The sequence below is a fragment of the Micromonospora sp. NPDC057141 genome, assembly GCF_042670805.1.
GTDB lineage: Bacteria > Actinomycetota > Actinomycetes > Mycobacteriales > Micromonosporaceae > Micromonospora.
Window position 1 is genome coordinate 31,510 of sequence record NZ_JBHUVA010000005.1, and the last position, 12,307, is coordinate 43,816.

The 12,307-nt window shown below is 73.5% G+C and carries 9 protein-coding genes; 2 read left to right on the top strand and 7 right to left on the bottom strand.

What is annotated here, in order from left to right; translation table 11 throughout:
• Positions 1-5 precede the first annotated feature (5 nt).
• On the bottom strand, positions 6-1,100 hold the full coding sequence (locus ACFT41_RS05690; RefSeq protein ID WP_377588545.1) for a branched-chain amino acid aminotransferase: 1,095 nt from the start codon (positions 1,098-1,100) through the stop codon (positions 6-8).
• A gap of 167 nt (positions 1,101-1,267) precedes the next feature.
• Positions 1,268-2,299: a 3-isopropylmalate dehydrogenase gene (locus ACFT41_RS05695; RefSeq protein WP_377588544.1), complete on the bottom strand. Its 1,032-nt coding sequence runs from the start codon at positions 2,297-2,299 to the stop codon at positions 1,268-1,270.
• 225 nt (positions 2,300-2,524) lie between these two features.
• Here ACFT41_RS05695 and ACFT41_RS05700 point away from each other — a divergent pair, with 225 nt between their 5' ends.
• Both ACFT41_RS05700 and ACFT41_RS05705 read left to right on the top strand, forming a co-directional pair.
• Positions 2,525-3,400: an FAD:protein FMN transferase gene (locus tag ACFT41_RS05700; RefSeq protein WP_377588543.1), complete on the top strand. Its 876-nt coding sequence runs from the start codon at positions 2,525-2,527 to the stop codon at positions 3,398-3,400.
• 337 nt (positions 3,401-3,737) lie between these two features.
• Positions 3,738-4,094 carry a hypothetical protein gene (locus ACFT41_RS05705; protein ID WP_377613755.1) on the top strand — a complete coding sequence of 119 codons (357 nt, stop codon included), beginning with the start codon at positions 3,738-3,740 and terminating at the stop codon, positions 4,092-4,094.
• A gap of 137 nt (positions 4,095-4,231) precedes the next feature.
• Here the strand turns inward: ACFT41_RS05705 and serA are convergent, their stop codons facing one another.
• From serA to ACFT41_RS05730, 5 genes are all read right to left on the bottom strand, one after another.
• Positions 4,232-5,830 carry a phosphoglycerate dehydrogenase gene (gene serA / locus ACFT41_RS05710; protein ID WP_377586969.1) on the bottom strand — a complete coding sequence of 533 codons (1,599 nt, stop codon included), beginning with the start codon at positions 5,828-5,830 and terminating at the stop codon, positions 4,232-4,234.
• A gap of 266 nt (positions 5,831-6,096) precedes the next feature.
• Positions 6,097-7,110 (bottom strand): ketol-acid reductoisomerase, encoded by a 1,014-nt coding sequence (gene ilvC / locus ACFT41_RS05715; RefSeq protein WP_377586968.1) that lies wholly within the window; start codon positions 7,108-7,110, stop codon positions 6,097-6,099.
• Between the two features lie 69 nt (positions 7,111-7,179).
• Positions 7,180-7,695, bottom strand: coding sequence for an acetolactate synthase small subunit (gene ilvN, locus ACFT41_RS05720; protein WP_043962263.1), 516 nt, complete (start codon positions 7,693-7,695; stop codon positions 7,180-7,182).
• Positions 7,696-7,756: 61 nt separating this feature from the next.
• Positions 7,757-9,631, bottom strand: coding sequence for an acetolactate synthase large subunit (locus ACFT41_RS05725; RefSeq protein ID WP_377586967.1), 1,875 nt, complete (start codon positions 9,629-9,631; stop codon positions 7,757-7,759).
• A 191-nt stretch (positions 9,632-9,822) separates the two neighbouring features.
• On the bottom strand, positions 9,823-12,294 hold the full coding sequence (locus tag ACFT41_RS05730) for a putative bifunctional diguanylate cyclase/phosphodiesterase (RefSeq protein WP_377586972.1): 2,472 nt from the start codon (positions 12,292-12,294) through the stop codon (positions 9,823-9,825).
• Positions 12,295-12,307: the final 13 nt, after the last annotated feature.

Genomic DNA, 12,307 nt, shown 5'->3' on the forward strand with positions numbered 1-12,307 from the left:
GGCCCCTACAGGCGGGTCACCCAGCCGTGCGGGTCGGCGGCCCGGCCGCGCTGGATGTCGATCAGCCGCTGCTGCAACGCCGCGGTCACCCGACCCGGCTCGCCGCCCCCGACCAGGAACTCACCGTCGGGGAACTTGACCCCGCCGATCGGCGTGATCACGGCGGCGGTGCCGCACGCGAAGGCCTCGCGCAGCCGGCCGCTGGCCGCGTCGGCCTGCCAGTCGGCGAAGCTGACCGGCCGCTCCTCGACCCGGTGGCCGGCCTCGGCGGCCAGGGTGAGCAGCGCGTCCCGGGTGATGCCGGGCAGGATCGTGCCGGTCAGCGGCGGGGTGACCAGCGTGTCGTCGTCGTAGACGAAGAACACGTTCATCCCGCCCAGTTCGTCGACGTAGCGGCGCTCCACCGCGTCGAGGAAGACGACCTGGTCGCAGCCGGCCTCGATCGCCTCGGCCTGGGCGGCGAGCGAGGCGGCGTAGTTGCCACCGCACTTGGCCGCGCCGGTGCCACCGGGGGCGGCGCGGGTGTAGTCCGGCGAGACCCAGACCGTCACCGGCTTGACCCCGCCCGAGAAGTACGACCCGGCCGGGGAGGCGATGACCACATAGAGGTATTCGTTCGACGGGCGGACGCCGAGGAAGACCTCGCTGGCGATCATGAACGGGCGCAAGTAGAGGCTGGCCCCGTCGCCCTCGGGGATCCAGTCCCGGTCGATGTCGACGAGCCGGCGCAGCGAGTCGACGAACAGCTCCGGCGGCAGCTCCGGCATCGCCATCCGACGGGCCGAGTCGACGAACCGGGCGGCGTTGGCCTCCGGCCGGAACATGGTGACCGACCCGTCGGCGAGCCGGTATGCCTTCAGCCCCTCGAAGATCTCCTGCGCGTAGTGCAGCACGGCGGAGGCCGGGTCCATCGGGATCGGCCCACGCGCCTCGATGCGAGCGTCGTACCAACCCTTGCCCTCGGCGTACCGGATCGTGACCATGTGGTCGGTGAAGATGCGGCCGAACCCCGGGGCCGCGAGGAGGGCCGCCCGTTCGGCGGCGGATACCGGCGTGGGATTCGGACGGATCTCGAAGTCGAGCATGTCACCACCGCTCATCGCGCGTGCCTCCCTGGGGTACGACGGCGCGCGGGACCGCACGCCGGAGAAGGTGCTGCCAGAAACCTACCCCGAACGGTCGTTCAGCGAGTAGCACCAACCGGCGGGGGGTGGCCTCCGACCGGGGTGCCTGCGGACCACCGGGTGCGCGACGGCTACCCGGTGGTTCAGGCCACCGCGTAGCCGGCGAGCCGGTCGCCGACCTCGGCGGTGCGCAGCGGTACGCCCGCGCCCCGGCTGGCCAGCTCCGTGCCGACGGCGGCGGTCACCCGGGCGGCGGCCTCGGCGTGCCCGAGCTGGTCGAGCAGCAGTGCGGCGGAGAGCACGGCGGCGACGGGGTCGGCGACGCCCTGGCCGGCGATGTCCGGCGCGGAGCCGTGCACCGGCTCGAACATCGACGGGTACGCCCCGGACGGGTTGATGCAGCCGCTGGCGGCCAGCCCGATCCCGCCGGTGACGGCGGCGGCGATGTCGGTGAGGATGTCGCCGAAGAGGTTGTCGGTGACCACCACGTCGTAGCGCTGCGGCTGGGTGACGAGGAACATCGCGGCGGCGTCGACGTGCTGGTATTCCGTGGCGACGTCCGGGTGCTCGGCGGCCACGGCCTCGAAGGCACGGGCCCACAGCGACCCGGCGTGGGTGAGCACGTTGGTCTTGTGCACCAGGGTCACCTTGCGCCGCTCGCGGCGCGACGCCCGGGCGAACGCGTCGCGGATGACCCGCTCCACGCCGTGCCGGGTGTTCAGGCTCTCCTCGGTGGCCACCTCGGCCGGGGTGTCCCGGTGCAGGGAGCCGCCCGCCCCGGCGTAGAGCCCCTCGGTGCCCTCGCGGACCACGACCAGGTCGACCTCGCCGGGCTTGACGCTGGCCAGCGGGCCGGCCACGCCGGGCCACAGCCGCGACGGGCGCAGGTTGACGTACTGGTCGAAGGCGAAGCGGAGCTTGAGCAGCAGGCCCCGCTCCAGCACTCCCGGCGGAACGGTCGGGTCGCCGACGGCCCCGAGCAGGATCGCGTCGTGCCCGGCCAGCTCGGCGAGGACCGAGTCCGGCAGCACCTCGCCGGTGCGGTGGTAGCGGGCCGCGCCGAGGTCGTACGCGGTGGTCTCCACCCCGGGGAGCACGGCGTCGACGACCTTGAGGGCCTGCGCGACCACCTCGGGTCCGATCCCGTCCCCGGCCACCACCGCGATGCGTGCCACGTCCTCAGCTCCCTCGCCTCGTCGTCTCCCCCACGGTACGACCCTGTCCCGCCTCCCGGTACGAGCCTTCCACAATTCGGGAAAGCGGAATGCACAGCAGGCTCCCAGGTGAGATTCATGATGCGGTCAACTTCCCTGCCTAGGGTCGGTGGTGAACGGGTCACGGGGGCCCGGACGGGTGGTCGCCGCGGTGCTGCGGCGCCGTCAGCAGAAGGAGCGGCAGCGATGCGGATCGACGAGCAACCCCGGCAGCGGTGGGTCGACGAACAGCCGCACACCCGCTGGGTCGACCAGTCGGCCTTCGCCAGCCGCCGCCCCGACCTGCGGCTGGGCACCCGCAGCCACCGCCTCGACGCCGCAGGCGGCAGCGCCGTCGACCGGATCACCGTGCAGCACACCGTCCGGACCGGCACCGCCGAATACTCGCTGCTGCTCAACGCCCCGAGCTGGCTGGGCCGGCGCGGGGTCGGCGCGGCACTGGCCGACGCCGTCGCCGAGCTGCGCGCCGTCGACCTCACCTACGGCCCGACCCGCCCCGACAGCCTGGTCTCCCGGCTGCGCCGCGGAGAGATCAGCCCCGAGTCGTACGCGCCGCTGGCCGACCTGGTCGACCGGTGCGCCGCGATGCGGGCGGCCACCGACGGCTGGTTCGACGCGTGGGCGGTGCCCGGCGGCTTCGACCCGGGCGGCCTGCTCGGCGGCTGGGCGGTGGAGCGGGCCGCAGCCCGGCTGCGCGCCGCCGGCATCCACGACTACGCCGTGCTCACTGGCGCCGACCTGGTCGTACGCGGCCACGCCGCGCACGGCGGCCCGTGGCGGGTGGCGGTGCACCACCCGACCGACCCCCGCCGGGCCCCGCTGGCGCTGGAGATGACGGCCGGCGCGGTGGGCACCTCCGGGGTGACCGGGCGGCGGGGCCACGTGGTCGACCCGCACACCGGGGAGCCGGCCGACCAGCTCGACGCCGCCACCGTGATCGGCCCCGACCTGGCGGTGGCCGACGCCTACGCCACCGCGCTGTATGCCGCCGGCCCGGCGGGGCTGGCCTGGTTCCGCACCGGGTCGGACTACCGGGCGCTGTTCGCCCACCGCGAGCGCTGAACGCGCCGGCCGGTCTTCGCATCCCGGCCGTCGGGCGATCGGCGATCGGCCCCCACGGTCTCGGCAACGACCGTGGGGGCCGATCAGCGACGAGTGCGCGTGGCTCGCGCAATCGAGGGGTGCGGGACCGGCTGGGCCCGAGGTCAGACCTCGCCACCCGAAGACGGGCCGACGACCGAACTCAGCCAGTGACCGCACGAGTACGCTAGCGAATCGACGCAACTCGACGCAAGAGTCTCCACAGCGGACCGTCTCCGGGGGACGGTCGGAAGATTCGCGGTTGACCTGCGGTGGGGTCGCGGTGACTTCCCGGCCACAAGATGGCACGCTGTCCGCCGTGAGTTTCGATCTGAGCGTGTGGGCCCTCCCGGACGGGGCCACGCCCGCGGACGTGCGGGCAGCGGTGCAACGGTGCCGGCAGGGGCAGCACGGCGAACGTTACCCGGACCCGCGGGTCGTCGCCTTCTACCGGGCGATCACGGCCAGGTATCCCGACCGGCCGGCCGGCCAGGGTTCACCGTGGGAGGTCGCGCCGCTGCACGCGGCGAACGACCACATCGAGATGAACCTCAACCCCGCCTGCGAGGACCAGGTGCTGCTCGACATCGAGCGGCTGGCCGGCGAGTACGACCTGATGCTCTTCGACTACCAGGACGGTTCGGTCTACCCGCCACCGGCCCGCGCCCGGCGCTGACCCGAACCCCGACCCCGAACCCGACCCGATCTGATCCGACACGACACGACACGACACGACCGCGGGGCCCGGCCGATTCGGCCGGGCCCCGCGATCGTCCCAGGTGGACCGCGCCGGGCGGTCCAGGGTGGACGTGGCTACTCGTCGCGCAGGTCGGCGGCGCTGGCCGAGGTCGCGCCGATCGAGTCGGCCGCCGAGGTGAGCAGGTCGGCGCCGAGGGCCTGGTCGACCGTGAGGGTCATCAGGGTCTCACCGCCGGCCTCCCGGCGGGCCACCTGCATCGCGGCGATGTTGATGCCGGCCTCGCCGAGCAGGGTGCCGACGGTGCCGACCACGCCCGGGCGGTCCACGTAGCGCAGGAAGAGCAGGATGCCCTCCGCGCCGATCTCCACGTCGAAGCCGTCCACCTCGGTCAGCTTGAACAGGTCGCGGGCGCCCGCCGAGGCGACCGTGCCGGAGACGCTGACCGTGCGGCCGTCCGGCAGCGCGCCGCGGACCGTCACCAGGGTCGGGTGGTCGGCCGTCTCGGCCTGGCTGGCCAGGTGCACCTCGACGCCGCGCTCGGCGGCCAGGTGCGGCGCGTTGACGTAGGTGACCTGCTCCTCGACCACCGAGCTGAACAGCCCCTTGGTGGCGGCGAGCTTGAGCACCGAGACGTCGTGGGCGACGACCGCACCACGCACCTCGACGGTGACGCTGGCGGCCACCCCGCCGGCGACGGCGGTGAACGCCCGGCCCAGCTTCTCGGCCAGCGGCAGCAGCGGGCGGACGTCCTCGGCGACGACGCCGCCGGCCTGGACGTTGACCGCGTCCGGCACGAACTCGCCCTGCAGCGCCAGCTTCACGCTCTTGGCCACGGCGAGGCCGGCCTTGTCCTGCGCCTCGGCGGTGGACGCGCCCAGGTGCGGGGTGGCCACCACGTTGTCGAAGGCGAACAGCGGCGAGGAGGTGCAGGGCTCCTTGGCGTACACGTCGACGCCCGCGCCGCCGACGCGGCCCTCGGCGATCGCGTCGGCGAGGGCCTGCTCGTCGACCAGCCCGCCCCGGGCGGCGTTGACGATCCGCACGCCCGGCTTGACGATCGCCAGCTCCTTCTCGCCGATCAGGCCCATGGTCTCCGGGGTCTTCGGCAGGTGGATCGAGATGAAGTCGCTCTCCCGCAGCAGCTCCTCCAGCCCGACCAGGCGCACGCCGAGCTGGGCGGCGCGGGCCGGCTGGATGTACGGGTCGTACGCGATCAGCCGGGTGCCGAACGCGGCGATCCGGGATGCGAAGAGCACGCCGATGCGGCCGAGGCCGACGACGCCGACGGTCTTGCCCTGCACCTCGACGCCCGTGTACTTGGACCGCTTCCACTCGCCGGCCTTGAGCGCGGCGCTGGCGCTGGCGGTGTTGCGGGCCACGGCGAGCAGCAGCGCGACGGCCTGCTCGGCGGCGGAGACGATGTTGGAGGTGGGGGCGTTGACGACCATGACGCCCCGCGCGGTGGCGGCCGGCACCTCGACGTTGTCCAGACCCACGCCGGCCCGGGCGACCACCTTCAGCCGCGGGGCGGCGGCGATCGCCTCGGCGTCGATCTGCGTGGCGCTGCGCACGATCACCGCGTCGGCCTCGGAGAGCGCGGAGAGCAGGGCCGGGCGGTCGGTGCCGTCGACGTGGCGGACGTCGAAGTCGTGGGCGAGCACCTCGATGGCGGCGGGGGCGAGTTCTTCGGCGATCAGTACGACAGGATTCATCGGTCCTCGTAGAGGTCGTGTGGCGGTCGGCCGGGGCGACAGGGCGCCGCGCTGCGCCCTGCGCTGGTTCGTGCCATGGCCGTCAGGTGCCGGCTACGCACCTACCCGCGATCGTAGGGCGCGGCTAGGCCGGCGCGCCCCGGACGCTGGGGTGAGTGCCCTCACAAACCCGACATGTCAACGGTGTTAAGGCCAGGTGAAAAGACAGCAGCGACCCGCCCGACGCCGGGGAGAGCGTCGGACGGGTCGCCGCTTGCGGGCAGTGCTCAGGCGGTCTCGGTGATCGGCCGGTCGACCCAGCTCATCATGGACCGCAGTTTCTGGCCGGTCGCCTCGATCGGGTGCGCCGCGCCCTCGGCCCGCCACTTGGCGAAGTTCGGGCGGCCGTTGTCGTCCTCGGCGATCCACTCGCGGGCGAACTCGCCCGACTGCACCTCGGACAGGATCTTGCGCATCTCCTCCTTGACCCGGGCGTCGACGACGCGCGGGCCACGGGACAGGTCGCCGTACTCGGCGGTGTCGGAGACGCTGTAGCGCATCCGGGCGATGCCGCCCTCGTACATCAGGTCGACGATCAGCTTCAGCTCGTGCAGGCACTCGAAGTAGGCGATCTCCGGGGCGTAGCCCGCCTCGGTGAGCACCTCGAAGCCGGTCTGCACCAGCGCCGCCGCGCCGCCGCAGAGGACCGCCTGCTCGCCGAACAGGTCGGTCTCCGTCTCCTCCTTGAAGGTGGTCCGGATCGCGCCCGCGCGGGTGCCGCCGATGCCCTTGGCGTACGCCAGGGCCAGGGCGAACGCGGTGCCGCTGGCGTCCTGCTCGACGGCGACGAGGCAGGGCACGCCCTTGCCGTCGACGTACTGGCGGCGGACCAGGTGACCCGGGCCCTTCGGGGCGACCATCGCCACGTCCACGTCGGCCGGGGGCTTGATCAGGTCGTACCGGATGTTGAAGCCGTGGCCGAAGAAGAGCGCCTTGCCCGGGGCCAGGTTCGGGGCGATCGCCTCGGTGTAGAGGCCGCGCTGCGCGGTGTCCGGGGCCAGGATCATGATCACGTCGGCCTCGGCCGCGGCCTCCGCCGGGCTGAGCACCCGCAGGCCCTGCTCCTCGGCCTTGGGCCGGCTCTTCGAGCCCGCCGGCAGGCCGATCACCACGTCGACGCCGGAGTCGCGCAGCGACAGCGCGTGGGCGTGGCCCTGGCTGCCGTACCCGATCACCGCGACCTTCTTGGCCTGGATCAGGCCGAGGTCGGCATCGTCGTCGTAGTACACCTCAACGCTCATTGACTTCCCTTTCGTACGGCGGCCCGGGTGTGGCCCGTCGTGGCTTGTGCGGTCGGTAGTGGCAGGGGATCAGGCGGCCCGCAGGGCCGGGCCTGCGGTGATCGAGCGCGAGCCGCGCCCGATCGCCACCGTCCCGGACTGGACCATCTCCTTGATCCCGTACGGTTCGAGGTCGCGCAGCAGCGCGTCCAGCTTGTCGGGGGTGCCCGTGGCCTCGATCGTCAGCGTGTCGGGCGCGACGTCGACCACCCGGGCGCGGAACAGGTTGACCGTCTCCAGCACCTGGGAGCGCGCCGCGCGGTCGGCGCGGACCTTGACCAGCAGCAGTTCCCGGGCGACCGAGACCTGCGGGTCCAGCTCGACGATCTTGAGCACGTTGACCAGCTTGTTGAGCTGCTTGGTGACCTGCTCCAGCGGGGACGACTCGGCGTTGACCACGATGGTGATCCGCGAGACGTCCGGGTTCTCGGTCTCGCCGACGGCGAGGCTGTCGATGTTGAAGCCGCGCCGGGAGAACAGCCCGGAGACCCGGGCCAGGACGCCCGGCTTGTTCTCCACCAGCACGGAAAGCGTGTGCATCGTCATAGCTGTGCCTCTCTTGTCATGCCCTCATGGCCCTCGCTGCGCTCGGCGCATTCGGTCATGACTAGATGTCGTCCTCGTCGAAGGCCGGGCGGACGCCGCGGGCGAACATGATCTCGTCGTTGCTGGTGCCGGCGGCCACCATCGGCCACACCATCGCGTCCTTGCCGACCACGAAGTCGATCACGACAGGGGCGTCGTTGATCGCCATCGCCGCCTCGATGGTCTTGTCGACGTCGGCAGCGTTCTCGCAGCGCAGGCCGACGCAGCCGAGGGCCTCGCCGAGCTTGACGAAGTCGGGGATGCGGTGCTTGTGGGTGCCCAGCTCGGTGTTGGAGTAGCGCTCGTTGTAGAACAGCGTCTGCCACTGCCGGACCATGCCGAGGTTGCCGTTGTTGATCACGGCGATCTTGACCGGGATGCCCTCCAGCGCGCAGGTCGCCAGCTCCTGGTTGGTCATCTGGAAACAGCCGTCGCCGTCGATCGCCCAGACCACCGTGTCCGGCCGCCCGACCTTGGCGCCCATCGCGGCCGGGACCGCGTAGCCCATCGTGCCGAGGCCGCCGGAGTTGAGCCAGGTGCCCGGCTTCTCGTACGAGATGAACTGCGACGCCCACATCTGGTGCTGGCCGACGCCGGCCACGTAGACGGCGTCCGGGCCGACGATCTTGCCCAGCCGCTCGATCACGTACTGCGGGGAGAGGGTGCCGTCGGCCGGCTCCTCGTAGCCCAGCGGATACCGCTCGCGCAGGTCGTCGAGCTGGGTCCACCAGTCGCCCAGGTCGGCCGGCCGCCCGGCCGCCCGCTCCGTGGTGACCGCCGCGATCAGCTCCTCGATCACGTGCCTGGCATCGCCGACGATCGGCACGTCCGCGTGCCGGTTCTTGCCGATCTCGGCCGGGTCGATGTCGGCGTGCACGACCGTCGCGTCCGGGGCGAAGGAGTCCAGCCGGCCGGTGACCCGGTCGTCGAACCGGGCGCCCAGCGCCACGATCAGGTCGGCCTTCTGCAGGCCGTAGACGGCCGCCACGGTGCCGTGCATGCCGGGCATGCCCAGGTGCTGCTCGTGCGAGTCGGGGAACGCCCCGAGCGCCATCAGCGTGGTGACCACCGGGATGCCGGTCAGCTCCGCCAGCCGGCGCAGCCCCTCGGTGGCCCCGGCCTTGAGCACGCCGCCGCCGACGTAGAGCACCGGCCGGCGGGCGCTGGTCATCAGCCGGGCGGCCTCCCGGATCTGCTTGCCGTGCGGGTGCAGGGTCGGCCGGTAGCCGGGCAGGTCCAGCGTCGGCGGCCAGGAGAAGGTGGTCTGCGCCTGGAGGACGTCCTTGGGGATGTCCACCAGCACCGGGCCGGGGCGGCCCGTCGAGGCCAGGTGGAACGCCTCGGCGAGCACCCGCGGGATCTCCTCGGCCGTCTGGACCAGGAAGTTGTGCTTGGTGATCGGCAGGGTGATGCCCTGGATGTCGGCCTCCTGGAAGGCGTCCGTGCCGATCGACGGCCGCGGGACCTGGCCGGTGATCGCCACCATCGGCACCGAGTCCATGTACGCGTCGGCGATCGGGGTGACCAGGTTCGTCGCGCCCGGGCCGGAGGTGGCCATGCAGACGCCGACCCGGCCGGTGGCCTGGGCGTAACCGGTGGCGGCGTGGCCGGCGCCCTGCTCGTGCCGGACCAGGATGTGCCGGACCGTGGAGTCGTAGAGCGGGTCGTACGCCGGCAGGATCGCCCCGCCCGGGATGCCGAAGACGACGTCGACGCCGAGCGCCTCCAGGGACCGCACGAGGGAACCGGCCCCGGAGAGCTGGACCGGCTCGGGCGGCCGTACGGCCGGCGCGGCCGGGACGGCGCGGCCGGCCGGGGCGGCGTCGGTCGCGGGCTCGCCGCCGGCGCGGGCCCGGCGGGCGGAGTGGGCGAGTGTCTCTGGCGTGGGTCTCGTCATTGCGGTTCAGGCCTTCGGCTGGAGTGGCTGGTGCTCTGCAGGCGTGCGGCGCGGGCGGGTGCCCGCCCCGATGCGATGGGTCCGACGGCAATAAAAACGGCCCTCGTGCAGATGCACGGGGCCAGCGCACTCTCGACGACGGAGAGTGCGCTCAGGTAAGTACTCGCGGAGACCGGTTCGACGACATGCGGTCAAGCCTGCCGCATCTCACGCGATGAGTCAACTGATCCCACATTTTGGTTAACGGACGTCGGCGCGTCCTGCCCCGACGCGCCGCCGGCACCCGTCGCGAGCTGCGCGGACCCCTCCCAGTCGGCGCGCTCGCCGGCCCCGTCCCAGTCGGCGCGCTGCGCGGGCAACCGCGCCGGCCGCACCGGTGGTGCCGGCGAGGCCGGCGGGGTCGACGAGGTCGACGAGGTCGACGAGGCGGGCGGGGCGGGTGGGCTCGACACCGGGGACCGGCGCGCCCCGGGCGACGTCGCGGCCTCCAACATCGCCTCCAGGTGCTCGGCCGGCACCCCCCAGCCGAAGAGCGCGCCCTGGCCGAACCGGCAGCCGGCGGCGACCACGGCGGCCAGCTCGGCGGGGGTGGTCACCCCTTCGGCGATCACCTCCAGCCCGAGCTGGTGCCCCAGGCGCATCACGATGTCCACCATCGGGGCGAAGGGCGGGCCGTCCACGCCGGCCGGGCGGACCGGCTCGTGCTCGGCCACCAACCCATGATCGATCTTGAGAATGTCGATCGGCAGCCGGCGCAGCTGGCCGAGTGACGAATATCCCGCGCCGAAGTCGTCGAGTGCGATCCGGACGCCGGTACGCCGCAGCGCGGTCAGCCGCCGGATCAGCTCGTCGAGGTCGGTGGCGACGGCGTGCTCGGTGACCTCCAGCACCAGCCGCTGCGGCGGCACGTGGTGGGCGCGCAACGCGTCGGCGACCTGGACGACGTACTCCGGGGCGTGCAGCTCCCGGGGCGAGACGTTCACCGACACCCAGACGTCGTGCCCGTCGGCCAGCCAGCGGGAGAGCTGGTAGCACGCCTGGTGCAGCACCCACGCGCCGAGCTTGGCGATCATCCCGCACTCCTCGGCCAGCGGGATGAACTCGTCCGGGCGCACGTTGCCCAGCTCCGGGTGGTGCCAGCGCAGCAGCGCCTCCGCCCCGACCGGGCGCACCGACGGCAGCGACGCCACCGGCTGGAAGACCAGCCGCAGCTCGTCGCGCTCGATCGCCCCGCGCAGCTCGTGCTCCAGCGTCGTGCGGCGGCGCAGCAGCTGATCGTACGCGCCGTCGTAGTGCTCGATCCGGTTCTTGCCGCGCTGCTTGGCATAGCGCAGGGCCAGGTCGGCGTGGCGCAGCAGCAGCTCGGTGTCCGGCTCGTCGGGCAGCCCCGCCACCCCGATGCTCACCGACAGGAAGACCGGCCCGCCCGCCTGGTCGTACGGGCGGCCGAGCACCCCGAGCAGCCGCTCGGCGACCCGCCCCGCCTCGGCCAGGCGGCCGGGCACGAGCACCGCGAACTCGTCCCCGCCGAGCCGGGCGGCCAGGTCGTCGGGGCGCAGGTTGCCGCGCAGCCGCCGGCCCACCTCCGCCAGCACCTCGTCGCCCACGTCGTGCCCGCGCATGTCGTTGACGTTCTTGAAGCCGTCCAGGTCCAGCCCGAGCAGCACGCACGGGTCGCCGGAGCCGGTGGCCTGGTGCAGGGCGCGCAGCAGCCCCCGCCGGTTGGCCAGCCCGGTCAGCGGGTCGGTGTGCGCCAGCTCGCGGAAGTGCGCCTCCCGCTCGGCCAGCCGGCCCGCGTACCGGCGCACGTCGTGCAGGGCGAGGTATTGCCGGGCCACCAGCGCGAAGCCCTCGACGCTGCCGGCGACGATGCCCAGCGCGTCGAAACTGCCACCCTGGAGCAGGTGGTACATCGCGGAGGCGGCCATCGCCCCCATCGGGACGAAGGCGTACGCGCCGTCGCGGGCGATCAGGTCGACGTCGAGCTGCCCCGGCGGGTCGGGCCGGCGCACGGCCAGCGCGGCGGTCAGCAGCCCCGCCGCGAGCAGCGCGGCGCCGGACAGCACCAGGCCCGGCACGGCCTGGCAGATCCCGCCGGCGATGCCGAGCCCGCCGGTGGTCACCGCCGTGATCCCGGTGCCGAGCAGGGCCAGCCGGCGGCGGGGCCGGGCGGCGCGCAGGAGCACGATCAGGGTGAGCCCGGCGGTGAGCGCGACGCTGACCGTGGCCACCAGGATCGGCGCGCAGGCCATCGGGGTGGCGGCGCCGAGCAGCCGGGTCGGCTCGGAGAAGAGGACCCAGCCCACGAACCAGAGCGCGGTGGCCATGGTCACACCGTCGAGGACCAGGCGGGCCGTCGCCGCCCGGGTGGCCCCCGCGCCGGGCAGCCGCAGCAGGCCCGCGCCGAAGGCGAGCGCGCTCGCCGCGACCCCGGCGGAGACCAGGGTGGCCCAGCCGATGCGCTGCCCCTGCCGGTGGGCCAGGTGCTCGCCGGTCAGCGCCACGGTCAGCCCGACCAGCAGGCCGGCCAGCGCGAAGCCCCCCGCCACGGCGACCAGCGCGACGGCCCGCCCGCAGGGCCGCCGGGCCCGCCGGGCGAAGACGACCAGCAGTGCGGTCGCACCGGCGGCGACGAGGCCGCTCAGCACCACGACGGCGATCATGCCCGGGGGGAAG

Excerpts from the sequence above, each read along its gene's own strand:
- ACFT41_RS05690 (WP_377588545.1), bottom strand. The coding sequence starts at position 1,100 with ATGAGCGGTGGTGACATGCTCGACTTCGAGATCCGTCCGAATCCCACG.
- ACFT41_RS05700 (WP_377588543.1), top strand. The coding sequence starts at position 2,525 with ATGCGGATCGACGAGCAACCCCGGCAGCGGTGGGTCGACGAACAGCCG.
- serA (WP_377586969.1), bottom strand. The coding sequence starts at position 5,830 with ATGAATCCTGTCGTACTGATCGCCGAAGAACTCGCCCCCGCCGCCATC.
- ilvC (WP_377586968.1), bottom strand. The coding sequence starts at position 7,110 with ATGAGCGTTGAGGTGTACTACGACGACGATGCCGACCTCGGCCTGATC.
- ilvN (WP_043962263.1), bottom strand. The coding sequence starts at position 7,695 with ATGACGATGCACACGCTTTCCGTGCTGGTGGAGAACAAGCCGGGCGTC.
- ACFT41_RS05725 (WP_377586967.1), bottom strand. The coding sequence starts at position 9,631 with ATGACGAGACCCACGCCAGAGACACTCGCCCACTCCGCCCGCCGGGCC.
- ACFT41_RS05730 (WP_377586972.1), bottom strand. The coding sequence starts at position 12,294 with ATGATCGCCGTCGTGGTGCTGAGCGGCCTCGTCGCCGCCGGTGCGACC.